Source organism: Candidatus Enterococcus myersii, from assembly GCF_017316025.1.
GTDB lineage: Bacteria > Bacillota > Bacilli > Lactobacillales > Enterococcaceae > Enterococcus_C > Enterococcus_C montenegrensis.
This window is the reverse complement of record NZ_JAFLVT010000008.1, coordinates 251,723-275,882: the sequence shown is the minus strand read 5'-3', so window position 1 is coordinate 275,882 and position 24,160 is coordinate 251,723. Positions and strand designations below refer to the sequence as shown.

Sequence of the window (24,160 nt, the reverse complement as noted above, 5' to 3'; positions counted from 1 at the left end):
TTTGATAAAATTTTTAGCCATTAATTAATTTTGCACGAATTTTATTTGAAACGACTTCAACGATTAAGATTAAAACGATTAAGCCGATTAAAATTGAGCCAACTTGATTCCACTTGTAACCGTTAATAGCAAACATCAACGGTGAACCAATACCACCGGCACCAACTAAACCTAAAATCGTCGCATCCCGTAAATTCATATCAAAACGATAAATCGTAATCGAAACAAAGTTACTTAGCAATTGCGGTAAAATTCCAAAACGGATTTTGTCGAAGGTCGTAGCCCCAATTGAGGTCATTGATTCCAAAACGCCAGTATCAATTGTTTCAATTGCATCAACATAAAGCCGAGAAACCATCCCAATCGAAGTGACTGACATCGTCATTACCCCAGCAAAAGGACCCGTCCCTGTTACCCGTACGAACATCAACCCATAAACCAAAGCCGGCACAGTTCGGATAATGACCACCAAAAAGCGCGTCAAAATGTAAACTGGTTTAGGCATAATACTAGGTGACATCAAAAAGGCAATCGGAATTGAAAAGATCGAACCTAAAATAGTTCCTAAAAAACCGATACAAATTGTTTCAAATAATAAATAGGCAACCCCAGTACTAGAGAAATCAAAAAGAAAATTCAGATCCGGTGTCACAATCCCTTTTAAAATATTCAAGGCAACTTGGGAGCCATCCGTACTGGTTTTATTAATTTTAATGGCCGTCAACGACCAGATAAACATTCCGACAACGATTAAAGCAATCGTAGCGTATTGTACTTTTTTATTGGGCTCTTTTGCCAATTGTTTTTCTACTAATGTATTCATGGCGTCCCCCTATTTTAATTTCTGACGCAAGTATTCACTTAACATCTCGATTAGCGCAACAGTGACAATTAACATCAATAAAATGGAACCAACACTGGCATAATCGCGCCAGCCTAAACGTTCATTTAACAATAAACCTAAACCACCGGCACCAACATAGCCTAAAATAGATGCATACCGGACATTTCCTTCAAAACAGAAGATTGAAGTTGATAAATAGTTAGGTAAAATTTCTGGTAAAATGCTATATCGGAAAGCTTGAATCTTAGTTAAGCCAAAAGATTCCATCGCTTCAAAAGTTCGCATATCAATTGTTTCAATTTGTTCGTACATAATTTTACCAACATAGGAAATGGTAAACATAAAGATAGCGATCGTACCGGCAAATGCCCCTAAACCTAAAATGAAGGTAGCAATCAAAGCAACGACTAAAGTTGGCAATGTCCGCAATACGCTCAAAATAAATTTGAAAATACCGGCAACGAACCGATTTTTAACAATATTAATAGAAGATAATACCGCAAAAGGAATCGCCAATAGCGAACCGATAATCGACCCGAGCAATGACATTTTAATTGTTTCTAATAATGGTCCCCAGACCCGATTCATGTATTTCCAATTTGGCGGAATCATGTCGCCGATAATAACAAAGAACTGTTTACTTCTTAAAATTAAAGTGCTAAATGAAAAATTCGTTACGTCTGCTGCTACAAACATGAAGATTACTGTAATTAAAATATAAATTGGCAAAAATGACCGTTTGCTCGTCACTTGTTTGCCATTACTTAAAGTTAATGTCTTTTTAAACAAGCTGACCACCTACGCTTCCACAGGTTGATTTTTGCCGTAAATTTCATCCAAGATGCTTTGATTCACTACATCGGTTGGTCCGTCATAAACGATTTCACCTTGACGAATCCCAATAACACGATCACAATATTCTAACGCTAATTCCACATGGTGAATATTCAGCAAAATAGAAACATTCATTTCTCGATTGATACGACGTAAATCTTCCATAACTGATTTTGCTGTAACAGGATCAAGGGAAGCTACCGGTTCGTCAGCTAAAATAATGCCTGGTTTGCGGGCTAGCGTGCGGGCTAAAGCGACCCGTTGTTGTTGCCCACCGGAAAGTTGATCTACTCGAGTATAGGCTTTGTCTAAGATTCCAACATTATCTAATGCTTCTAGCGCACGGATTTTATCTTCTTTGGGGAAAATCCCTAAGGTCCGACGCCACAAAGGCATGTCTGGCACTGAAGAAACCAAAACATTTTTTAAAACCGTAGAACGTGTTACTAAGTTAAAAGATTGGAAAATCATCCCAATATTTTTGCGGAATTCACGAATTTCTTTTCCTTTTAATTGACTAACATTGACATCATTAACAAGTAACGTGCCAGAATTAATGTCGTGCATGCGGTTAATACAACGAATTAAAGTAGACTTCCCTGCGCCGGAAAGGCCGATAATTGCCACGAATTCACCTTGTTGGATTTCTAAATTAATGTCTTTTAGTGCAACGGTACCGTTAGGATAAACTTTTTGCACATCTTCAAATTTAATCATTGCTGTATCCTTTCACACTGAAGTTTTAATAATTACTAATTACTGTCGAAAAACACTTTTTCCCACAATAAGACGAAATTTTAATTTCACTGCAAAGCCATCCTGCCTCAGGTAAAAGCTTTTACTTGGCAAGAACCATTAAAATTTCGGCTTATCCCGTAAAAATTTCCAGCATTGCAAACAGAAAGGAAGGGATTGTGTTAATGAACACAACCCCTGCTTTACTATTTTTCGTGCTAGTTGCGCGATTATTCGCTAATTTTTTTGATTAATTCTTGTGCTTTTTTCTCATCGTCGTAATCAGAAGCTTTTGCTTCTTTATAACCTTCGTGGTTGTAAATGCTGATTACTTTTTTACCTTCATCTGTTTTACCAATTTCAATAAAGGCTTTGCTTAGTGCTTTTTTCAATTTTGCGTCCATGTTTGGTGCATTTTTGCTGACGCTGATTGTGTCGTTATAGATTGGGTCTGTTACACCGATAACGTTTGTTTCAGACCAAATATCATTTTTACGACCAAATTCTTTTGTCCAAGTGTCAACATAGTCTAAACGTGCATCGGCATAGGCCATCACAACGTCGATTTGACCAGCCGCTAAACGGGCAAATGAACTTGCATAAGAGTCAGATTGAACCGCATCTTTTAAATCTAATAATGTTTTATCGTAGTTTTTGTTCATCCATAAGGTTGGGTAGATGTAACCTGCTGAAGATGAAGAGTTTGCCATTGCCCAAGAAGCACTGTTTAAATCATTCCAAGTCAATTTTTCACCAGCGTTAACTTTTTTAGCTAAAGCTTGGCCTTTTGCCGAAGGACCTGCAATAATCAATGCGCGGTAGTAAGCAACTTGTTCGTCTGTGTTTTTTGTTGGTTTTTCATCGTTCCAAACTTTCGCATCGTCTGAATCAATGGATAAACCTTTCCGTGTTGCAGTTAATAATACGTCTGTTCCATCTTCGTATAAGACATACGTCCCACCTGGAATGAAACCAACATCAAGCGTACCAGAAGACAATGATTCACCAACCGCTTCATAACTCGTACCAACAGAGATATCCACGTTTTCGATGTTATAGCCTTCTTTTTTCATTTGGTCTTTCAAAAGATTTTTCAAAGGTTCAGTAGCTGTTACGATTTCATCTGCGTCACGAGACGGTACAAAACCAATTGTCAGCTTTTCCAACTTGATGTTACCATCGGCATCTTTTTCACCTTTGCTATCATTTGATGAAGAATTACCACAGCCAGCTAGTAAAAGCATCGCTGCCGCACTTGCCAAACCCACTTTCAAAACTTTTTTAAACATAATATCCTCCCATAATGAATAACTACAGCACAGATTTCACTGCGAACAAATAATAACATAATTTAAACTACTTGAAAAGACGAATATTTTTAAAAAAGGCAGGGAATTTGTCTAGTTTTTAGGTAAATAATACTTGAAAGATTCCCTTCACTTTTATTATTCAATAATGAAAAGAAATTTCTTAATTGCTAACCATAACCAAAAAAGGCTTGTTAATATTTTTTCTAAGAAATAATCGCTTTTTACTACGCTGAAAACCGGATAAAACACGAACATTCCCCACCAAGTGAAAAAAACTACTGTCTGTATTCTATGGTTTTAGCGCCTTAACACTTCGCCAAAACTATTTTTACAAACAGTAGCTTTTAAATTAAACAAAAGAACGTTTCATCGTAGCAGTCAAAGCTTTTCTTAGCGGAAAGTACAAAAAGGCTACAATCAAAACAGTCATGCTAACATTGATTAACGTTGCTGGTAATTTCGCCGCTGCGCCTACAAAAGCTGCCTGTACGTCCGCTCCGGCGATGACTAACATCACTGTATTTTTGATTTGGGTCATTGCCACTTTTGCAATCCCTGTCACACAACCAATGACAACAACTTGCCAAAGCGCTGTTGGTTTTTTCTTAAAAAGAAGTAACGCCCCATAGGCTGCTGCACCAACAATAAAGCTCTCCAAAATAAAATACGGTGCTTCTGTGGCGTAGCCGTTTAACATATCAAAGATGAAAAAGCCCAACCCACCTGCTAATGAACCTTTAAAGTAGCCTAATAATAAAACTGCCAATAATAATACCGCATTGCCTAAATGGACAAAAGCTCCGGTGGGTAGTGGAATTTTAATCGTGGTTCCGATTACAGTCAAAGCAGTAAACAACGCTACTAAGACAATTGCTTGGACGGAAAAATCTTTTTTCATTGGATGGCCTCCATTCTTTTTTGCGCCTTGTTGTAAGCGCCATGCCAGACGTGTCCGACATAAGGATTAATCTGCACGCCTTCTTTAATAGCAGCGGCGACAAATTGTTTGGCCATCGCCACAGCTCGCCTCATCGGAGCCCCTTTAGCCAGACCGGCTGTCACTGCCGCAGCAAAAGTACATCCCGCACCATGATTGAAATCGGTTTGGTACAATTCATTTTCAAAGGTGACAAATTCAGCCCCGTCGTAAAATAGATCAATAGCTTTATCACTTCCTAAGCGATGACCGCCTTTTATGACAACGTTTTTTGCCCCTTGTTGCCAAATTGCCCGGGCCGCTTTTTTCATATCCGTAAGATTGGTCAAATCACCTAGCTCCGCTAAAATTCCGGTTTCTACTAAATTAGGGGTGGTAATCGTCGCCAGCGGTAATAAATATTTTTTGATTGCCGTAACTACTTCCGGTTGCAAAATTTGCGCCGTACCTTTACAGGCAATAACTGGATCGACGACTATATTTTCCACCTGCTGCTTGTCCAAAAAATCAACAGCCGCTAAAATATTGGCATCATTTCCCATCATCCCTGTTTTCAAAGCTGCCATACCCGATCCGGCAAAAGCAGAAATAAGTTGCTTTAACAACAATTCAGCCGGTAATTCCGTCACTTCATGGGACCAACCTGTTTTGGGATCCATTGTGACGATCGAAGTAATACTCGCAAAACCAAAAACACCGTATTCCTCGAAGGTTTTCAAATCGGCTTCCAATCCGGCACCACCGGTAGAATCAGAACCCGCAATTGTTAATACCTTTTTCATTTGACCACTCCTTTTTAAATACCTATTATTAGCCCATTTTTGCTAAACCCATTTTTGCGGGATACTAATTCTAAGTATAGGGCTTGTACTTCTTGACGGAAACGACCAATTGGTTTATTTTGAAACCAACCAATTAATTTTTGAACTATAATTTCTAGAACGTAAATTCTTAATTTTACAAAGGAGCATTTATGACTTTAAACCGTAAAAGTAAAACACCTTTGTTCCAACAACTAATGGAAGTTATCATCGCAGAAATTGAATCTGGAAAATTAGCCCCTGGTGATCGCCTCATGCCCGAGCGAAAAATGGCCGATTTTTATCACGTTAACCGTTCCACTGTCAACCACGCATTAGAAGAGTTAACCAGTTTAGGCTGGCTTGTCCGCAAACAAGGCAGCGGAACCGAAGTCGCCAAGGGTCGGTGGGGCTCGCGGCAAGCGCCGCAATTTCAATGGCAGCATTTACTGGCCAGTCGCAGTCAGCAAGATCCTTACAGTAAAGCACAAAACCAATTGCGTAAAAACTTGCAAACAATCGATTTAGCCAATGGCGAGCTACCCCAGGACTTAATTCCGGCTTTTAAATTTCCGGCTTTATCCTGGGACCAAATTATTAAAGAAGAAAAAAATTTGCGGGATACTGGTTATTTGCCCTTAAAGGCTACAATTACAAAAAAATTAGCCCAAAAATTCCAGCTCTCCTTAAAAAATCAGGACTTATTGATTACTGCTGGCTCGACGCAGGGAATTTCACTAATTTTGCAGACACTCTTACAGCCTGGTGATGTGATTGCCACAGAAGATCCGTCATTTTTATTTGCACTACCTCTTTTTCAGTCGCTGGGATTACGGCTAGAAGGCATTGCCACCGATCACGAAGGAATTATGCCCAGTGAATTAGAAAAGCAGATTTTAGCAAAAAAAGTAAAACTACTCTATTTAAACCCTACTTTTCAAAATCCAACTAGTCGCTGCCTTTCTTATGAACGTCGGCTAAAAATCATTGAAATCTGTCGCAAGTATTACGTTCCCATTATTGAAGACGACATCTTTGGAGAGTTAGATTTCACGACCCCAATTCCTAAATTAAAGGAAATTGCGCCCGAACAAGTGCTCTACCTTGGTTCTTTGTCAAAAATTTTTGGTTCCAGTATTAAAATTGGCTGGCTGTTGGCTCCTAAAAATTTGATCTCTTCCCTCGCTAATACGAAAAAGTCATTGGATAGCGAAACCAACTTATTCACCCAAATATTGGCCAACATTGCCTTAAGTAGTCCTGAATACGATACCCAACACGCCCAACTCATCAAAGAACTTGAACAACGCAGCCAGCTATTGTGTGAAACTTTTGCCCCCTTTAAAACAGATTGGGAATTCACAAAAATTAAAGGCGGCCTTTATTATTGGTTTACGTGGCAACACCAAAATTTGAACCGCAAAGATTGGCAACTATTTTTCGAGGAAAATTTATTGGTCGCCCCCTCTTTTTTCTTTAGTAATGATACAATGTCTATGCGAATAAATTATACCCAGCTAACGCCGGAGCTGGTAACGACGCTGGCAGAAAAAATGGAACGAATTACTCGCAAGCTTTTACGTAAGACACCTTCAACAAAGGCATAACACAAACAATTTCTAATTTTAGGAGGCAGAAAATGAAGGACGTTATCGCATTATTGAAAAACCACCGTAGCTATCGCAACTTTGACGAAAACTACGAGCTAAAAGATGAGCAGCTACAAGAAATTTTAGCTGCCAGTCGCCAAGCACCGTCTTGGATGAACGGCCAAGCCTACTCGATCATTGTGGTAAAAAATAAAAAATTGCGGGAAAAACTAGTTGAATTAAATCCTAGTAATCCCCACATGCTCCACAGCTCTGTCTTTTTATTATTTGTGGCCGACTTACAGCGCACCCAATTAGTTGCTTTAAAACAAGGCGTGGATTATGCCGTAACAGATAGTCTGAATCCCTTGATTATTGCAACGACAGATGCCAGTTTAGCATTGCAAAATGCGGTCACCGCAGTAGAAGCATTGGGTCTTGGCAGCGTGATTGTCGGCAGTGTACGTAATCAAATCGACCAAGTCAGTGAACTTTTCAATTTACCACCTTACGTTTACCCAATCGCTGGTCTTAGCATTGGAAAACCCACTGTTGAAATGCAGGTAAAACCTCGCCTACCAGAAAAAGCCGTCATTCATTACGACACTTACCAAGCATATGACTATCAATTAATCGAAGATTACGACCAGACGATGAAAAAATTCGGCGAGGCCCGTGAAACAAAACTTTGGACTAAAAAATTCGCCGACTACTACAAAGAACCGCGGAATGTTCATTTAAACGACTATTTAAAAAAACAACATTTACTTTAAAAATCAACTACCTCCCGTCATTTCTTTCACACAAAAACCCTACAATTTGAAGAGGACGCCACGCAAAGGGCTTGTTTTCAAATTGTAGGGTTTTTACTTTTATTTCGCCTATTGTACTCGTTTTAAGGATAGCTTACGAAATAGACTGCAGCAAAAAACAGACTCTTTGCTAAAAAAGCTGCTGTGGATTGCTGGATACTCCTATGAAAATAATAAAAAAAGAAGCAGGAATCCTGCTAGCTCTCACCTTATGGTCTTAGATATCTATTTTTTAAAGCACGGTTTAAATCTAGCAGTAAAAAGCCGCTATAGGAAATTTTCATTTTTTCTTATAGTCAAAAAAAGAAGCAAAATCCGAAGATTTTGCTTCTAAAGTTCAAGAATTATTTTTCGATTGTTGTAACAACGCCTGAACCAACAGTACGTCCGCCTTCACGGATTGAGAAACGAGTACCGTCTTCGATCGCGATTGGGTGGATTAATTCAACGTCCATAGTAACGTTATCGCCAGGCATAACCATTTCAGTACCTTCTGGTAATTCAACAACGCCTGTTACGTCAGTTGTACGGAAGTAAAATTGTGGGCGGTAGTTTGTGAAGAATGGAGTGTGACGTCCGCCTTCTTCTTTAGTTAAAACGTAAACTTCTGCCGCAAATTTTGTATGTGGAGTGATTGAACCTGGTTTAGCCAATACTTGACCACGTTGGATGTCTTCACGAGCCACACCACGTAATAATGCACCAATGTTGTCGCCAGCTTCAGCGTAATCCAACAATTTACGGAACATTTCAACACCTGTTACAGTAGTTTTAGCAGTTTCTTCAGCGATACCTACGATTTCAACTTCGTCACCAACGCGAACTTGTCCACGTTCAACACGACCAGTTGCAACAGTACCACGACCAGTGATTGAGAATACGTCTTCGACTGGCATCATGAATGGTTTGTCAGTATCACGAACTGGAGTTGGGATATATTCGTCAACTGCAGCCATTAATTCTAAGATTTTTTCTTCGTATGAAGCGTCGCCTTCTAAGGCTTTCAAAGCTGAACCTGCGATAACTGGAGTGTCGTCGCCTGGGAAGTCGTATTCTGACAATAAGTCACGAACTTCCATTTCAACTAATTCTAATAATTCTTCGTCGTCAACCATGTCCATTTTGTTCAAGAATACGACGATGTAAGGAACACCAACGTTACGTGACAATAGGATGTGTTCACGAGTTTGAGGCATAGGACCATCAGCAGCAGATACTACTAAGATCGCGCCGTCCATTTGAGCAGCACCAGTGATCATGTTTTTAACGTAGTCCGCGTGTCCTGGGCAGTCAACGTGAGCGTAGTGACGGTTTTCAGTTTCATACTCAACGTGAGCAGTTGAAATTGTGATACCGCGTTCGCGTTCTTCAGGTGCACCATCAATTTGATCGTAAGCAGAAGCTTGTGCTAGACCTTTTTTAGATAATACAGTTGTAATTGCAGCTGTAAGAGTAGTTTTACCATGGTCAACGTGTCCGATAGTACCGATGTTTACATGGGGTTTAGAACGGTCAAATTTTTCTTTTGCCATTTTAAAATGTTCCTCCTAAAAATACGTAATAGTTTTTATTTTTTGATAGGTAAACTGCCGCAAGCGACAGTTTGCCCTTATCATCGTTAATTATTGTACACGAATTTTTTTAAAAAATATAGCTCTTTTAAAAAAATCCTAATCATCAAAAATTATTCAGCTTTGCCGCCGTTTTTCTTAATGATTTCTTCTTGAATAGATTTTGGTACATCTTCATAGTGGTCAAATACCATCATGAAAGTACCGCGACCTTGTGTAGATGAACGCAATGTAGTTGCGTAACCAAACATTTCTGCTAACGGAACGATAGCATTAACGATTTGGGAGTTACCGTGTGCTTCCATACCTTCAACGCGACCACGACGAGCAGTTACGTGACCCATAATATCACCTAAGTAATCTTCTGGAACAGTAATTGTAACTTTCATCATTGGTTCTAAGATTGCAGGTTTTGCTTTTTTAGCAGCAGCCCGCAATGCCATTGAAGCAGCAACACGGAAGGCAGTTTCACTTGAATCGACATCATGGTAAGAACCGTCGTAAAGTTTTGCTTTAATATCAACTAATGGATAGCCAGCTAAGACACCGTTGTCCATTGCATCTACTAAACCTTTTTCAACAGCTGGAATGTATTCACGTGGAACCACACCACCAACGATGGCGTTTTCGAATTCGAAACCGGCACCTTCTTCGTTTGGCGTAAATTCAATCCATACGTGACCGTATTGACCTTTACCACCAGACTGACGTACAAACTTACCTTCTGCTTCAGTAGCAGCACGGAAAGTTTCACGATAAGAAACTTGAGGAGCACCTACGTTTGCTTCGACTTTAAATTCACGACGCATACGGTCAACTAAGACGTCTAAGTGCAATTCACCCATCCCTGAGATAACAGTTTCACCAGTTTCAACGTTTGTTTCAACACGGAATGATGGATCTTCTTCTGCAAGTTTTTGTAATGCAATACCCATTTTATCTTGGTCAGCTTTTGATTTAGGTTCAACAGCAACTTGGATAACTGGGTCAGGGAATTCGATTGATTCTAAGATTACTGGAGAATCTAAGGCACAAAGAGTGTCCCCTGTTGTTGTATCTTTCAAACCAACGGCAGCAGCGATATCACCGGAATAAACGCGGTCGATTTCGTTACGCGTGTTGGCGTGCATTTGCAAGATACGTCCGATACGTTCTTTTTTGTCTTTTGAAGCGTTCAATACGTATGAACCACTTTCTAAGACACCAGAATAAACACGGAAGAAAGTTAGGCGACCTACGAATGGGTCAGTCATAACTTTAAATGCTAATGAGGCAAATGGAGCTTCGTCGTCAGCTGGACGAGTTGTTTCTTCGTCAGTCTTTGGATCGATCCCTTTAATTGCTTCAACATCTAATGGTGAAGGCAAGTAGTCAAGAACAGCATCCAACATTAATTGAACCCCTTTGTTTTTGAAGGCTGAACCAGCCATTACAGGGAAGAAGTCAACGTTGATTGTTGCTTGACGGATACCAGCTTTTAATTCAGCTTCAGTAATTTCTTCGCCGTCTAAATATTTCATCATTAAATCTTCATCAGTTTCAGCTACTGCTTCCACTAATTTTTCGCGCCATTCTTGCGCTTGTTCTAGGTATTCTTCAGGAATTTCAGTTTCTTGAATTTCAGTACCTAAGTCGTTTGTGTAGATTTCAGCTTTCATTGTCACAAGGTCAATGATACCGGTGAAATCTTCTTCTGCACCAATTGGTAATTGGATTGGATGAGCGTTAGCACCCAAACGATCGTGTAATGTAGAAACTGAGTACAAGAAGTCTGCACCGATTTTGTCCATTTTGTTACAGAATACAACACGAGGTACGCGGTATTCTGTTGCTTGGCGCCAAACAGTTTCAGTTTGTGGTTCAACCCCTGATTGAGAGTCAAGGACAGTAACCGCACCATCTAATACACGCAATGAACGTTGTACTTCAATTGTGAAGTCCACGTGTCCTGGTGTGTCGATGATGTTGACACGGTAACCTTTCCACTGAGCAGTTGTCGCAGCAGAAGTGATAGTGATACCACGTTCTTGTTCTTGTTCCATCCAGTCCATTTGTGAAGCGCCTTCGTGGGTTTCACCAATTTTATGGATTTTACCTGTATAATAAAGGATACGTTCAGTCGTAGTAGTTTTACCTGCATCGACGTGAGCCATGATACCAATATTACGAGTTTTTTCTAACGAAAATTCTCTAGCCATTTCTTGCTTGTGCTCCTCTCTTTAAAAAGCGGCAAAAGAAATCTTTTGCCCGCTTACTTGGTGTAACAATCGAATTGTCTTTTTTGCAAGAGCAAAAAAGATCTTACCAACGATAGTGGGCAAAAGCACGGTTGGCTTCGGCCATTTTGTGTGTGTCTTCGCGTTTTTTCACAGAAGCACCAGTGTTGTTTGCTGCATCCATGATTTCTTTTGCAAGACGTTCTTCCATTGTGTGTTCTCCACGCAAACGTGCGTAGTTAACAACCCAACGTAAGCCTAAAGTTGTACGACGTTCAGGACGAACTTCAACTGGGACTTGGTAGTTAGAACCACCGACACGGCGAGCTTTAACTTCTAAGACAGGCATGATATTTTTCATTGCTTGTTCAAAGACTTCTAATGGATCGTTACCAGTAGATTCTTTAATAATGTCAAAAGCATTATAGATAATATTTGCAGCAATCCCGCGTTTGCCATCAACCATAACACGGTTGATCAAACGGGTTACTAATTTTGAGTTATACATAGGATCTGGTAAAACATCGCGTTTTGCAACTGGACCTTTACGAGGCATCCGTAACTCCTCCTTTACGTAGTCATTTTGTATTGTGTTCTATATAATAGTCTGTAAACTAGATTAAGCTTTAGGACGTTTTGTACCGTATTTAGAACGAGATTGTTTACGGTCGTTAACGCCAGCTGTATCTAATGCACCACGAACGATATGGTAACGTACCCCTGGTAAGTCTTTTACACGTCCACCACGTAATAAAACAACGCTGTGTTCTTGTAAGTTATGGCCGATACCTGGGATATAAGCTGTTACTTCGATCAAGTTAGACAAACGAACACGGGCATATTTACGCAAAGCTGAGTTCGGTTTTTTCGGTGTCATTGTACCCACACGAGTGGCAACCCCACGTTTTTGCGGAGAGTTCACATTCGTTTGAGCTTTTTTGAAACTGTTATATCCTTTGTTCAATGCTGGTGAATTTGATTTTTCAACCTTGGATTTACGAGGTTTACGTACTAATTGGTTAATTGTAGGCATCCCTTGTTTTCCTCCTTCCTTGATTCGCCTTTCTAGCTCCACACATCCAGGTGGTTCTTTTTCAGCGATAAAAAATAATGCAGCCTTGTGCATAATCGTCAGTTGTACTTTTCTTACAGTCAGCACGTCTGTTTTAAGAGACCTGTAGACAAAGCACCTTTGTTAGAATAGCATGATTGAAAATAGGTGTCAATAAAAAACGCAAAGCTTTTGCAAACTTCTTGAAAAATTTTTAAGCAGCCGATTTTTCTCATTCCCATGACGCCTTCTTTGTATTTATCTATAGAAGTAAAATTTTTTATGAAGCCCATTTTGAATAAAGTTGCTTTATAGTTTTTTTAACTGTAAAAGAAACGCCAGAAAGCTATCATTTCCCGTAAAAAAGCTTTAAAATGAAGTCAAATTAGTTTGTAAAGGGGTAAAAATTACGATGGACTTAAAAGAAATGGTTGGCAAAGAAGCCTGCAAGCATATTAAAAGCGGTATGACAGTCGGACTTGGAACGGGTTCAACTGCTTATCACATGGTGGCAGAAGTGGGTCGGATGATTAAAGAAGAGAATTTACAAATTACCGGTGTGACCACTTCTACCCAAACTTTAATTCAAGCCAGAGAACTAGGGATCCCATTGGCCTCAATTGATGAAGTCGATCACATTGATCTTACCATTGACGGTGCCGATGAAGTTGATCCTAATTTTTTAGGGATTAAAGGTGGCGGTGCTGCTCTCTTATATGAAAAAATCGTTGCCACGTATTCTGATAAAGTGATTTGGATTGTTGACAGCTCTAAAATGGTCGAAAAATTGGGTAAGTTTCCCTTACCAGTTGAAGTGATTCCTTTTGGCAGCCAACAAATTTTCAACATTTTAGCCAAACAAGGCTACAACCCCACTTTCCGTAAAACAAGCGATGGCGAGTTTTTGCACACGGATAGCGGCAATTATATTATTGATTTGCATTTAGAGACAATCGCCGATCCTCACGCACTGGCTGAAGAATTAATCCACATGACTGGGGTAGTGGAACATGGCTTGTTTTTAGATATGACGCAGTTGGTAATTGTCGGTGAAAAAGACGGCCCTAAAACGTTACACAACCCCGCTTTTTCTTAATTAAACATTTCAAGATTGGGATAAACAACAGGTAGTGTTTATCCCAACCTTTTTTTGACCAAACAAAAAAACATGTAACTATTAAAAAAGCTTCTACCTTATAAAGATCTACTTTTGAACTTTCCTCTTCTCAGAAGCTTTTTTGCGTTTTTTTGCAAGAAACGGTACCATTTTGACGGAGTTTATGCTACATTTTTCTTAATGAAAATGAAGACTGTGAGGATTTATCATGACAATTTTTGGCTATGCCCGCACCACAATCAACGACAATGATTTAGATTCCCAAGTGAAGTCTTTGACGGAATATGGCTGTGGCCCAGTATTTTTAGATACTTTTGAACAAAAATACCACGAGGAAAATCACGCCGATTTAGATACTGTGATTGCACAAATGCAACCAGGTGACGCCTTAGTCGTAAGCGACTTGCACCGTTTGGGCCGTTCTACGCGTCAACTGACCGAATTAACCAGCTTATTTAAAAATCGCAACTTGCATTTAGTCAGTTTGACTGAAAGCATTGACACCAGAAGCCAGATGGGTGACATCTACTTCAATTTAATGGAAGGCTTAGCACAAATGGAATGTGCGCTGATTAAAGAGCGTACCCTTGTCGGTCTAAACAAAGCCCGCCAAAAAGGTAAAATTGGCGGTCGTCCCAAAATCGATGGGAAAACGGTGAAAAAAATTCGCCAGCTTTATTACGATAAAAAAGAAACAATTCAATTCATTTCTTCTAAGTGTGGTGTATCAGTGGGAACCTGCTATAAATACATTAATTTAGCCCCTGAAGAATTGGAAAAAATTACGAATTAAATTGCTGCACAGCGACTTGTCTTTTTCAAAAGAGCAAGGTGCTGTGCCTTTTTTTAGTGGCAAAATGCACTAAAACAGTGTACAATGTGGAAGGAATTGAAAATTTCAGAAACCAAATGACAAAGGAGAGTTATTCATGCCAAAATTAGTATTTTCTCGTCACGGTTTGAGCGAATGGAATGCATTGAACCAATTTACTGGTTGGGTTGACGTAGACCTAGCTCCAGAAGGTGTTGAAGAAGCAAAAGAAGGCGGCCGCAAAATTAAAGAAGCCGGCATCGAATTCGATATCGCTTATACTTCTGTATTAAAACGCGCTATCAAAACTTGTAACTATATCTTAGAAGAATCTGACCAATTATGGGTGCCACAAGTTAAATCATGGCGCTTAAACGAACGTCATTACGGTGCATTACAAGGTTTGAACAAAAAAGAAACCGCTGAAAAATACGGTGACGAACAAGTTCACATCTGGCGTCGTTCATACGACACATTACCTCCATTATTGGATGCAACAGATCCTGGTTCTGCAGCAAATGACCGTCGTTACGCTATGTTAGATCCACGGGACGTTCCTGGTGGAGAAAACTTAAAAGTTACTTTAGAACGTGCTTTACCATTCTGGCAAGATGAAATCGCGCCAGCATTAAAAGACGACAAAACTGTCTTAGTAGCTGCACACGGCAACTCATTACGCGCTTTGGCTAAACACATTGAAGGCATCTCTGATGATGATATCATGGATCTTGAAATTCCAACTGGCCAACCTTTAGTTTATGAATTAAACGACGATTTATCAGTAGCTAAAAAATACTACTTATAAGCCATTTATATAAAGAGGCTGCAACAAAAGTGCTTTTGTTGCAGCCTCTTTTTTTGCAGGTAACTGGTATTTTTAAATACCAATCAGACAGATACCCAACCTGCAATTTTTATTTTTAGCTTATTTCTTAAAATAAATACTGCTGACATCGCTTTTTTCACTTACCTGTTAGGACAAAATGCACAGTAATGCCAGCTGTCTATTCTACTTTTCAAAATCACTTTAGCATTTTAGCAAAACGGGCCATTGCTGCTTGTACTTCTGGTTGGTACTGCGGTGCAATCAGCGGTACTAATTTTTCACTGACAGCAGCAAACTCTTTTACCGTAAACTCATCGGTTGCTAATTTGGCAAAAGCCGCTACTAAAATTTCTGTTGCTGGTTCTTCTTGACCTGCAACTACCCGCTCTTTAATGAACTGTAAAAACAGCTCTTGCTCTTTTAACATTTCACAACAGCTCCTTTTATAAATAGTTTTGTTCAACCAAACTGTCTTGGTAAATTTTCACAACATCTTCCACTTGTAAGGGTACAAAAGCATCGGTTGCAATTTTGCTATAAGCCACTGCTTGCTTGGCCATCACTTCAAATTTGCGATCATCTTCAATCCCAACTTCTGGCAATGTCATCGGAATGCCACAGGCTTTGAAATAATCATATGTTTTTTGAATCGCCATGCGGGCTGCCATCATCGGTACCGTTTCATTAATTTGCCAAACATTGCGGCCATATTGGGCAAACTTCACTGCAGTCTCTTCATTTAACACATGATGCATCCAACGGGGAGTTAAAATGGCTAGCCCAATTCCATGGGTAATGTCATAAAAGGCACTCAATTCATGTTCCATTGCATGACAGGACCAACTACCGCCTTTCCCACTACCAGTTAAGCCGTTTAATGCCAAGGTGCTGGCCCACATCAGATTTGCCCGTGCATCATAGTCTGTTGGAGTAGCTAAAGCAATTGGGCAATTTTTCGTTACTGTCCGCATCAAGCCTTCACTGATACCGTCTTGCACGTCTGTTGCAGGCGTTGTATTAAAGTAGTTTTCAAATAAGTGGCTCATAATATCTGCTGAACCGGCTGCGGTTTGGTATTTCCCTACACTAAACGTATTTTGCGGATCTAAAAAGGAGACTTTAGGTAATAAATTTTCTCCTCCCATCCCTAATTTTTGGTTGGTCTGCCAATTGGTAATCACAGCACCGCGATTCATTTCGCTACCAGTTGCGGCCAACGTCAAAATCGTGACGATTGGTAATGCAGCTCCAGCGTAATTTCTTTTTTCAATTACCGCCCATGGCTCTTCATTAGGACTACCATGGACAGCTGCGACGGCTTTGGCACAATCAATTGTCGATCCGCCACCTACTGCTAAAATCACGTCAATTTCATTTTCAGCACATAATTTTGCGCCTCTTGCCACAGTTTCAATGCGCGGATTTGGTTCTACTCCTGCCAGTTCAACAATTTTAAAGTCCGCCAGTTCCTTTAAGACTCGGTCATACAACCCGTTTTTCTTAATACTACCACCACCATATACAAGTAATACCCTTTGGCCAAAATTTTCTATCACTGCGGTCAATTCATGCAACCGATCTTTACCAAAGCGGATATCTGTTGCAACATTAAAAGTAAAATTATTCATACTTGTCACTCCTTTGAAATTAATCTACATTCTTACTTTACCCCTAAGCTACTATAAAAGAAAGCGGTATCTTAAATCTTACATTACACAAGAAAAAGAGGCTGCTTGAAAGACAATTTTTTGACAACCTTAGAAGATTAGATTTTTTCCTCTAACTTTTTAAGGTCGTTACAATTCATCTTTTTCAAACTAGCCTCTTTTGACTTATTCTTTAATTGCCGTTTCCAAACCAACTTCAATCATATCGTTAAATGTGATTTGACGTTCTTCTGCGGTGGTTTCTTCACCGGTAATCATATGATCACTAACTGTACAAATGGCAAGTGCTTGCACGTGGAATTTCGCTGCTAGATAATAAAGAGCAGCTGCTTCCATTTCCACGCCTAAAATCCCTACATCAGCTAAAGCAAAAGTTTCAGCCAAATCATCTTTATAAAATGTATCTTCTGATAAAATATTCCCAACATGGGTGGTAAAACCTTTTGCTTTTGCAATATCATAAGAATTTTTCAATAATTCAAAATCAGCGATTGGTGCATAATGGAAAGATTGAAAATTCTTTTGCACAATTGAGGAGCTAGTCGTAGCCGCTTGGGCAATAATCAAATCCCGCACATGCACATCTTCTGATAGCGCACCACAAGTCCCAACGCGAATTAATTTTTTGACACCATAGGAGTTAATCAACTCATGGGCATAAATACTAGCAGAAGGCATCCCCATGCCAGTTCCTTGCACGGATACCCGCTCACCTTTATAAATACCGGTATAACCTAACATTCCCCGCACGTTATTGTAACAAATCGGGTCTTCTAAAAAAGTTTCGGCAATATATTTTGCCCGTAATGGATCTCCTGGTAATAAAATTTTATCGGCGATTTCACCGGCCTGTGCTTCAATATGAACGCTCATGAATAACTTCCTTTCCTTTTTCGTTGGTGATAATTATTTATTGCTAAAATTATTCTGACAGTTTTTTTATAATTTTGCTAGTGTTTCTTTCACTAACGCTTTAAATTCTGCCTTCACACGCTCTGTTGTTTCCACCACTTCTGCATGGTTTAGATTTTTTTGCATGCCCGCAGCTAAATTAGTGATACAAGAAATACCCAATACTTTTAAGCCACTATGAGCCGCTACGATAACTTCTGGCACGGTTGACATTCCGACTGCATCTGCGCCAATTGTGCGAGCAAACCGAATTTCAGCTGGTGTTTCATAAGTTGGACCAGAAAAGCCCATGTAAACACCCTCTTTTAAATGTAAGCCAGCTGATTTTGCGACTTCTTTTGCCACTGTCATATATTCTATGCTATAAGCTTGGCTCATATCTGGGAATCGTGGTCCCATACTTTCTTCATTAGGACCAACTAAAGGATTTGCCCCCATGAAATTAATATGATCTGTAATTAACATCAAATCCCCGGGTGCAAATGTTTCGTTCACACCACCACACGCATTGGTCACAACCACAGAATGTGCGCCAAGTGCTTTCATCACGCGGACTGGATAAGTGACTGTTTGCATCGAGTTGCCTTCATAATAATGAAAACGCCCTTGCATCGCTAAAACTTTTTTTCCTGCCAAATCGCCATAAACCAACTGACCAGCATGTCCCACGACTGTTGAAACTGGAAAATGAGGAATTTCATTATAGGAAATCACCACTGGATTTTGAATTTCTTCAGCTAATTCTCCTAAGCCAGAACCTAAAATCAAGCCAAATTCAACTGCTTTTACACCTTGTTCTTTGATAAAATCTGTCGTTTCTTGTAATTGTGCTAAAATCTCTGTCATAAAGACCTCCCATGATTGCATTAACCTGTTGTGTAATGTTTTAAAACTTAACAAAGGCAATACTGACAGCAGCAAAAAATAATACTATTTCCCACTGTCAGTTTGTCTTAAAAATTTTATTTTAAAGCAGCTAAGAAGCTTTGGCCGTTTTCTGTTGCCGGTACAGCAAAGTTTTCTGCAATAGTTGCCGAAATATCAGCATAAAAACCTTGTGGCAATGCGCCTTTTCCGGTCATTTTTTTGCTATAAGCAAGTAATGGCACATATTCGCGGGTATGATCTGTACCAGGGAAAGTTGGATCGTTACCATGATCGGCAGTAATTAACAACAAATCATCATCGGCCATATTGTCCAACAATTCTGGAATCCGCAAATCAAAATCTTCAATGGCATGTGCATACCCCACGACATCGCGGCGGTGACCATACAACGCATCAAAGTCTACCAAGTTTGTAAAACTTAAACCGGTAAAGTCTTTTTTCATTACTTCTAATAATTTATCCACACCGTCCATATTACTCTTTGTGCGAATTGCTTCTGTAACACCTTGGCCGTTAAAGATATCGTTGATTTTACCCACAGCAATGACATCTTTGCCGTTATCTTTTAATGAATCTAAGACCGTTTTACCAAACGGATCTAAGGCGTAGTCGTGACGATTACTTGTGCGGGTAAAATTACCAGGTTCGCCTACATAAGGACGTGCAATAATGCGGCCAATCATATAAGGTTCATCTTTTGTAATATCGCGAGTAAATTGGCAAATACGATACAACTCTTCTAAAGGAATAATTTCCTCGTGGGCTGCAATTTGTAAAACTGGATCTGCAGAAGTATACACGATTAAATCTCCAGTTTTCATTTGGTGTTCACCATAGTCGTTAATTACTTCTGTGCCGGAATAAGGTTTGTTGCAGACGACTTTACGCCCAGAAAAATCTTCAATTTGTTTTAATAATTCATCGGGAAAACCATTTGGGAAAACGCGGAATGGTTTTTTAATATTTAATCCCATAATTTCCCAGTGGCCAGTCATTGTGTCTTTGCCCACAGAGATTTCTTCTAATTTAGTGGCATAACCTTGATGATCTTTTTCATCTTTAACACCTGTTAGAGGGCGAATGCTCCCTAAACCTAATTGTTCCAAGTGCGGGATAGTTAACCCAGCTTCTTTTGCAATGTGGCCTAATGTATCTGCTCCAACATCACCAAATTTTTCGGCATCCGGCGCTTGACCGATACCCACTGAATCCATGACGATTAAATGTACACGTTTAAACATTTTATTCCCTACTTTCTATAATTTTAAGCTACCTCTATCTTACTAGAAGTCACCCTATTTGGCAGTTATAAACAACTTTTTGAATCCATAGAAAAAGAGCAGGACAAAGCAACAATGTCCCTTAGTCCCACCCTTAAACAAACTATTTTGATTTAATATAATTGGTACCGTTGGCCTTGGGACCTGATGCTTTTCCTAAGAAGATTACCAACACTAAAATTGTTAGAACATACGGTGCTGCCTGCAAATAGACATCTGGAATTGATGAAATAATCGGCAATTTAGCACCGGCAATACTGATGTTTTGGGCAAAACCGAAGAATAACGCTGCTCCCATCGCACCCAGTGGATTCCATTTTCCAAAGATCATTGCCGCCATGGAAATGAAACCTTGACCAGCAATTGTCGTAATGGCAAAACGACCAGAAATAGATTGCGCAAAAACTGCGCCCCCCATCCCGCCTAAAAAGCCAGAAATCAACACTCCCGAATAACGCATTAAATACACGTTAATTCCTAGCGTATCTGCAGCTTGAGGATGTTCGCCCACAGAACGCAAACGTAAACCAAACTTTGTTTTAAAAATAATAAACCAAGCTAAAACAGCAATCAAAACGGCAACATATGCCGGTAAAAACGTATCTTTAAAGAAAATTGTTCCAATAACTGGAATGTCTTTTAAGACTGGAAAACTATAATAACCAAGTGTTCCGCTGATATTATCCGTTTGTCCTTTACCATAGATAGCTTTGACTAAAAAGACTGCCAAAGCTGGCGCCATTAAGTTCATAACAGTACCAGAGATAATATGGTCGGCGCGAAAGTTAATCGTTGCCACTGCGTGTAATAATGAAAAGACAATCCCTGCTAACCCTCCGACTAAAATTCCCAGCCACGGTGTCATTGCGCCAAATTGATCGTACATTTCCAAGTTAAAGACAATAGAGGTGAAGGCCCCCATTACCATAATACCTTCCAAACCAACGTTTACAATCCCGCTGCGTTCAGAGAAAACTCCACCTAATGCAGTTAAGATTAAAGGAGCGGAATAAATCAAGGTTTGGGTTAAAATTGAGGCAATTAAATCAATACTCATTAGATTTTCCCTCCTTCTTCATCCTGGTCGCTTGGACTAGCTTCCACTTCAGTTACGACAGCAACTTCTTTTTTAGGCCCAAAGAATTTTGCTAATGCAAAGCGAATAACAAAGCTAATGCCGACAAAGAAGATGATAATGGCAATATCCACATCCACCAATTCTGATGGAATACCTGCAACTTGCATCCCTTGTCCGCCAAGTTTCAAGACACTAAATAGTAATGCTGACAATAAAATCCCTACTGAACTGCCGCTTCCTAGTAACGAAACCGCCATTCCGTCAAAACCAATGGATAGAGAGGTTCCTTGAATAAAGAAGTTTTGGAATGTACCTAAACCTTGAACCACACCACCAAGACCAGCTAAACAACCAGAAATGACCATTGAAACAATGATCGTCCGTTTACTACTCATGCCGGCATATTCAGACGCAAATGGGTTCAAACCAACCGAGCGAATTTCATAACCTAATGTCGTTTTCTTCATTAAGAAATAAACCAACACCAAGAAAATCAAAGCTAAGAAAATCCCCATGTTTAATCGAGAATGATTGGAAATATTGGTTAAAAAGTCCGTTCGTAACGAACCGTTTGCACCAATCATTTTTGTGACCCCTTTGTTACTCATCAATTTTTCGTCCATCACATTGTTGACAATATGGGTACTTGTATAAAGCAAAATATAGTTCATCATAATGGTTACAATTACTTCACTTGTACCAAAGAAGGCGCGTAAAATACCAGGAATTGCCGCTGCGATTGCACCAGCTAAAGCCCCAACAATAATTGCTAAAGGTAAAACTACGATTTTGGGCGCATCAGGCAGGGCCAAAGCGACCCAAATACTAGCAACCCAGCCACATAAAGCCTGACCCGAAAGACCGATATTGAAAAAGCCGGCTGAATTTGCCACCGAAAACCCTAATGCTGTGAAGATTAACGGACCCGCCGTTACAAAAATTTCCCCAATATTCCGCGGGTTAATCGCACCTGTTTGCGGATTTAAAAAGGCGGTCTTCAACATTTGACTATAACCGGCAATCGGATTAAAACCAAAGGCCGCCATAATAATGCCACCTATGATAAACCCAAGTAAAACCGCAATAACCGGTACGAGGAGATTTCTGATTTTTTCAGAACGATTATTCAACTGCCTCACCTACTTCCTCCGTTTGCGCTTGTGTGCTTTCTTTGGCTAATTCTGCCCGTGCTTCTTCTAAAGAATAGCCCGCCATTAATAAACCAAGTTCTTTTTCGCTCGTTTCTTGCGGTGTAACTTCCCCGACAATTTCCCCAGCGTGTAGCACAACAATTCGGTCGGAAACATTTAAAATTTCTTCTAGTTCAAAGCTAACTAATAAAACAGCCTTAAATTTATCCCGTTGTTCAATTAAGCGTTTGTGAATAAATTCAATCGCACCAACATCCAAACCGCGCGTTGGGTTAGCAACAATTAACAAGTCTGGATTTCGATCAATTTCGCGGGCGATAATGGCTTTTTGTTGATTACCACCAGACAATGCTTTGGCTGGAACCAATTCATTTGTCGTTCGCACATCGTATTCTTTGATTAAATCTCGCGCTTTTTCATTGATTTCACCATAATTCAAAAAGCCGTTTTTACTTAAAGGCTCTTGGTAATACGTTTGCAACGCCATATTTTCAGCTAATGTCATCTCTAATACCAAGCCATATTTGTGGCGGTCTTCAGGTACGTGACCTACGCCTTTTTCCACGATTTGGCGCGGTTTTTTATTGGTGATATCATCGCCGTCTAAAAAGACTTTGCCACTTTCAACTTTGCGTAAACCCGTTAGCGCTTGAATCAATTCTGATTGACCGTTTCCATCAATACCAGCAATCCCTAAAACCTCACCTGCTCTAACTTGCAAGCTTAAGTTTTTCACAGCCTCTAAACCGCGGCTTTCTTTGACCACTAGATTTTCAACCGACAAGATAACTTCTTGTGGATTGGCATCTTTCTTCGGTGTTTTAAAGGAAACTGCGCGGCCTACCATCATATCAGCTAATTCTTGACTGGTAACATCTTTAACTGTTACGGTACCAATTCCTTTACCACGACGAATAACAGTACACTGGTCCGCCACTTTTTTAATTTCATCTAACTTATGGGTGATTAGAATAATCGATTTACCCTCTTTGACTAAGCCATGCATAATGGTGATTAATTCATCAATCTCTTGTGGTGTTAATACCGCTGTTGGTTCATCAAAGATCAATACTTCGGCACCACGATACAACGTTTTTAAAATTTCCACCCGTTGTTGCATCCCCACCGAAATATCTCTGACATAAGCGTCTGGATCAACAGCCAAACCATATTGCTCTGAAACGCGCATAATTTCTGCTCGCGCTTTTTTGCGGTCAATCACGCCAGCTTTTGTTGGTTCACTACCTAAAATGATATTTTCTGTCACAGTAAAAGCATCCACTAGCATAAAATGCTGGTGCACCATTCCGATACCTAATTTGTTGGCAGCCGTCGGACTGGTAATATTTACTTTTTGTCCATTCATGAAAATATCACCAGAAGTTGGTTCTAACAATCCTGACAAAACATTCATCAATGTTGACTTACCGGCACCATTTTCGCCTAAGAGAGCGTGAATTTCGCCTGGTTTGACCCGTAGATTGATATCGTCATTGGCTTTGAAATCGCCGAAAGCTTTGGTGATATGCCGCATCTCAATGACATATTTCTCTTCTTGTGCCAAATTTTTTCACATCCTTACTTTTCGTCTTGCGCAACTTGTAAAATTGAATACGTTATCTATAAATGCAAAAATTTTTGCGGCGCTGCCGCTAGGAAATTGCTTTCCTTAAAGCTGGATTTGAAATTTTTTACCTCATGTACGTAAAGCCAAATTCACCTTTAAAGAAA

23 protein-coding genes are annotated in these 24,160 nt (G+C 39.8%); 5 read left to right on the top strand and 18 right to left on the bottom strand.

The annotated features are described in order from the left end of the window. Positions 1-13: 13 nt before the first annotated feature. The 6 genes from phnE (JZO76_RS06695) to thiD all read right to left on the bottom strand — a co-directional run bounded on the left by phnE (JZO76_RS06695) (position 14) and on the right by thiD (position 5,442). The gene (gene phnE / locus JZO76_RS06695; protein WP_206903377.1) at positions 14-823 is read right to left on the bottom strand and encodes a phosphonate ABC transporter, permease protein PhnE; all 810 of its coding nucleotides are present in this window, start codon (positions 821-823) and stop codon (positions 14-16) included. 9 nt (positions 824-832) lie between these two features. After that, positions 833-1,633, bottom strand: coding sequence for a phosphonate ABC transporter, permease protein PhnE (gene phnE, locus JZO76_RS06690; RefSeq protein ID WP_206903376.1), 801 nt, complete (start codon positions 1,631-1,633; stop codon positions 833-835). Between the two features lie 9 nt (positions 1,634-1,642). Then, on the bottom strand, positions 1,643-2,395 hold the full coding sequence (phnC, locus tag JZO76_RS06685) for a phosphonate ABC transporter ATP-binding protein (RefSeq protein WP_206903375.1): 753 nt from the start codon (positions 2,393-2,395) through the stop codon (positions 1,643-1,645). 248 nt (positions 2,396-2,643) lie between these two features. Continuing rightward, positions 2,644-3,702, bottom strand: coding sequence for a phosphate/phosphite/phosphonate ABC transporter substrate-binding protein (locus tag JZO76_RS06680; protein ID WP_206903374.1), 1,059 nt, complete (start codon positions 3,700-3,702; stop codon positions 2,644-2,646). 370 nt (positions 3,703-4,072) lie between these two features. Beyond that, entirely contained in the window at positions 4,073-4,621 is a 549-nt protein-coding gene (locus JZO76_RS06675) for an ECF transporter S component (protein ID WP_206903373.1), read from the bottom strand. Continuing rightward, entirely contained in the window at positions 4,618-5,442 is an 825-nt protein-coding gene (thiD, locus tag JZO76_RS06670; RefSeq protein ID WP_206903372.1) for a bifunctional hydroxymethylpyrimidine kinase/phosphomethylpyrimidine kinase, read from the bottom strand. The genes JZO76_RS06675 and thiD overlap by 4 nt, the downstream gene beginning before the upstream one ends. Before the next feature lie 191 nt (positions 5,443-5,633). Here thiD and JZO76_RS06665 point away from each other — a divergent pair, with 191 nt between their 5' ends. Together JZO76_RS06665 and JZO76_RS06660 are read left to right on the top strand one after the other, a co-directional pair. Next, positions 5,634-7,067, top strand: coding sequence for a PLP-dependent aminotransferase family protein (locus tag JZO76_RS06665; protein WP_206903371.1), 1,434 nt, complete (start codon positions 5,634-5,636; stop codon positions 7,065-7,067). A gap of 32 nt (positions 7,068-7,099) precedes the next feature. Further along, positions 7,100-7,822 (top strand): NADPH-dependent oxidoreductase, encoded by a 723-nt coding sequence (locus JZO76_RS06660; protein WP_206903370.1) that lies wholly within the window; start codon positions 7,100-7,102, stop codon positions 7,820-7,822. A 383-nt stretch (positions 7,823-8,205) separates the two neighbouring features. Here the strand turns inward: JZO76_RS06660 and tuf are convergent, their stop codons facing one another. From tuf to rpsL, 4 genes are all read right to left on the bottom strand, one after another. Continuing rightward, a complete protein-coding gene (tuf, locus tag JZO76_RS06655; protein WP_206903369.1) occupies positions 8,206-9,393 on the bottom strand; it encodes an elongation factor Tu in 1,188 nt (395 codons plus the stop codon). Between the two features lie 152 nt (positions 9,394-9,545). Further along, entirely contained in the window at positions 9,546-11,630 is a 2,085-nt protein-coding gene (gene fusA / locus JZO76_RS06650; protein ID WP_206903368.1) for an elongation factor G, read from the bottom strand. A 103-nt stretch (positions 11,631-11,733) separates the two neighbouring features. Continuing rightward, on the bottom strand, positions 11,734-12,204 hold the full coding sequence (gene rpsG, locus JZO76_RS06645) for a 30S ribosomal protein S7 (RefSeq protein ID WP_071864205.1): 471 nt from the start codon (positions 12,202-12,204) through the stop codon (positions 11,734-11,736). A 63-nt stretch (positions 12,205-12,267) separates the two neighbouring features. Beyond that, complete coding sequence (rpsL, locus tag JZO76_RS06640) at positions 12,268-12,681, bottom strand: 30S ribosomal protein S12 (protein WP_003127956.1); 414 nt, start codon at positions 12,679-12,681, stop codon at positions 12,268-12,270. Positions 12,682-13,111: 430 nt separating this feature from the next. Here rpsL and rpiA point away from each other — a divergent pair, with 430 nt between their 5' ends. From rpiA to JZO76_RS06625, 3 genes are all read left to right on the top strand, one after another. Then, entirely contained in the window at positions 13,112-13,795 is a 684-nt protein-coding gene (gene rpiA / locus JZO76_RS06635) for a ribose-5-phosphate isomerase RpiA (RefSeq protein ID WP_206903367.1), read from the top strand. 229 nt (positions 13,796-14,024) lie between these two features. Next, positions 14,025-14,609 (top strand): recombinase family protein, encoded by a 585-nt coding sequence (locus JZO76_RS06630; RefSeq protein WP_206903366.1) that lies wholly within the window; start codon positions 14,025-14,027, stop codon positions 14,607-14,609. Positions 14,610-14,745: 136 nt separating this feature from the next. Beyond that, the gene (locus JZO76_RS06625) at positions 14,746-15,432 is read left to right on the top strand and encodes a 2,3-diphosphoglycerate-dependent phosphoglycerate mutase (protein ID WP_173103883.1); all 687 of its coding nucleotides are present in this window, start codon (positions 14,746-14,748) and stop codon (positions 15,430-15,432) included. Positions 15,433-15,649: 217 nt separating this feature from the next. Here the strand turns inward: JZO76_RS06625 and JZO76_RS06620 are convergent, their stop codons facing one another. From JZO76_RS06620 to JZO76_RS06585, 8 genes are all read right to left on the bottom strand, one after another. Beyond that, positions 15,650-15,880, bottom strand: coding sequence for a hypothetical protein (locus tag JZO76_RS06620; protein WP_206903365.1), 231 nt, complete (start codon positions 15,878-15,880; stop codon positions 15,650-15,652). A gap of 16 nt (positions 15,881-15,896) precedes the next feature. After that, positions 15,897-17,081 carry an iron-containing alcohol dehydrogenase gene (locus tag JZO76_RS06615; RefSeq protein ID WP_206903364.1) on the bottom strand — a complete coding sequence of 395 codons (1,185 nt, stop codon included), beginning with the start codon at positions 17,079-17,081 and terminating at the stop codon, positions 15,897-15,899. Positions 17,082-17,285: 204 nt separating this feature from the next. Then, positions 17,286-17,993, bottom strand: coding sequence for a purine-nucleoside phosphorylase (deoD, locus tag JZO76_RS06610; RefSeq protein WP_206903363.1), 708 nt, complete (start codon positions 17,991-17,993; stop codon positions 17,286-17,288). 66 nt (positions 17,994-18,059) lie between these two features. Further along, positions 18,060-18,878, bottom strand: a complete 819-nt coding sequence (locus tag JZO76_RS06605) for a purine-nucleoside phosphorylase (RefSeq protein WP_206903362.1) — start codon at positions 18,876-18,878, stop codon at positions 18,060-18,062. Positions 18,879-18,994: 116 nt separating this feature from the next. After that, positions 18,995-20,161, bottom strand: coding sequence for a phosphopentomutase (deoB, locus tag JZO76_RS06600; RefSeq protein WP_206903361.1), 1,167 nt, complete (start codon positions 20,159-20,161; stop codon positions 18,995-18,997). A 142-nt stretch (positions 20,162-20,303) separates the two neighbouring features. Further along, positions 20,304-21,257, bottom strand: a complete 954-nt coding sequence (locus tag JZO76_RS06595) for an ABC transporter permease (RefSeq protein WP_206903360.1) — start codon at positions 21,255-21,257, stop codon at positions 20,304-20,306. Further along, complete coding sequence (locus JZO76_RS06590) at positions 21,257-22,408, bottom strand: ABC transporter permease (RefSeq protein ID WP_242595821.1); 1,152 nt, start codon at positions 22,406-22,408, stop codon at positions 21,257-21,259. Before JZO76_RS06590 ends, JZO76_RS06595 begins: the two co-directional genes overlap by 1 nt. Continuing rightward, positions 22,401-23,963, bottom strand: coding sequence for an ABC transporter ATP-binding protein (locus JZO76_RS06585; RefSeq protein WP_206903648.1), 1,563 nt, complete (start codon positions 23,961-23,963; stop codon positions 22,401-22,403). Before JZO76_RS06585 ends, JZO76_RS06590 begins: the two co-directional genes overlap by 8 nt. Positions 23,964-24,160: the final 197 nt, after the last annotated feature.

Excerpts from the sequence above, each read along its gene's own strand:
- phnE (WP_206903377.1), bottom strand. The coding sequence starts at position 823 with ATGAATACATTAGTAGAAAAACAATTGGCAAAAGAGCCCAATAAAAAA.
- phnC (WP_206903375.1), bottom strand. The coding sequence starts at position 2,395 with ATGATTAAATTTGAAGATGTGCAAAAAGTTTATCCTAACGGTACCGTT.
- JZO76_RS06680 (WP_206903374.1), bottom strand. The coding sequence starts at position 3,702 with ATGTTTAAAAAAGTTTTGAAAGTGGGTTTGGCAAGTGCGGCAGCGATG.
- JZO76_RS06675 (WP_206903373.1), bottom strand. The coding sequence starts at position 4,621 with ATGAAAAAAGATTTTTCCGTCCAAGCAATTGTCTTAGTAGCGTTGTTT.
- thiD (WP_206903372.1), bottom strand. The coding sequence starts at position 5,442 with ATGAAAAAGGTATTAACAATTGCGGGTTCTGATTCTACCGGTGGTGCC.
- JZO76_RS06665 (WP_206903371.1), top strand. The coding sequence starts at position 5,634 with ATGACTTTAAACCGTAAAAGTAAAACACCTTTGTTCCAACAACTAATG.
- JZO76_RS06660 (WP_206903370.1), top strand. The coding sequence starts at position 7,100 with ATGAAGGACGTTATCGCATTATTGAAAAACCACCGTAGCTATCGCAAC.
- tuf (WP_206903369.1), bottom strand. The coding sequence starts at position 9,393 with ATGGCAAAAGAAAAATTTGACCGTTCTAAACCCCATGTAAACATCGGT.
- fusA (WP_206903368.1), bottom strand. The coding sequence starts at position 11,630 with ATGGCTAGAGAATTTTCGTTAGAAAAAACTCGTAATATTGGTATCATG.
- rpsG (WP_071864205.1), bottom strand. The coding sequence starts at position 12,204 with ATGCCTCGTAAAGGTCCAGTTGCAAAACGCGATGTTTTACCAGATCCT.
- rpsL (WP_003127956.1), bottom strand. The coding sequence starts at position 12,681 with ATGCCTACAATTAACCAATTAGTACGTAAACCTCGTAAATCCAAGGTT.
- rpiA (WP_206903367.1), top strand. The coding sequence starts at position 13,112 with ATGGACTTAAAAGAAATGGTTGGCAAAGAAGCCTGCAAGCATATTAAA.
- JZO76_RS06630 (WP_206903366.1), top strand. The coding sequence starts at position 14,025 with ATGACAATTTTTGGCTATGCCCGCACCACAATCAACGACAATGATTTA.
- JZO76_RS06625 (WP_173103883.1), top strand. The coding sequence starts at position 14,746 with ATGCCAAAATTAGTATTTTCTCGTCACGGTTTGAGCGAATGGAATGCA.
- JZO76_RS06620 (WP_206903365.1), bottom strand. The coding sequence starts at position 15,880 with ATGTTAAAAGAGCAAGAGCTGTTTTTACAGTTCATTAAAGAGCGGGTA.
- JZO76_RS06615 (WP_206903364.1), bottom strand. The coding sequence starts at position 17,081 with ATGAATAATTTTACTTTTAATGTTGCAACAGATATCCGCTTTGGTAAA.
- deoD (WP_206903363.1), bottom strand. The coding sequence starts at position 17,993 with ATGAGCGTTCATATTGAAGCACAGGCCGGTGAAATCGCCGATAAAATT.
- JZO76_RS06605 (WP_206903362.1), bottom strand. The coding sequence starts at position 18,878 with ATGACAGAGATTTTAGCACAATTACAAGAAACGACAGATTTTATCAAA.
- deoB (WP_206903361.1), bottom strand. The coding sequence starts at position 20,161 with ATGTTTAAACGTGTACATTTAATCGTCATGGATTCAGTGGGTATCGGT.
- JZO76_RS06595 (WP_206903360.1), bottom strand. The coding sequence starts at position 21,257 with ATGAGTATTGATTTAATTGCCTCAATTTTAACCCAAACCTTGATTTAT.
- JZO76_RS06585 (WP_206903648.1), bottom strand. The coding sequence starts at position 23,963 with ATGCGGCATATCACCAAAGCTTTCGGCGATTTCAAAGCCAATGACGAT.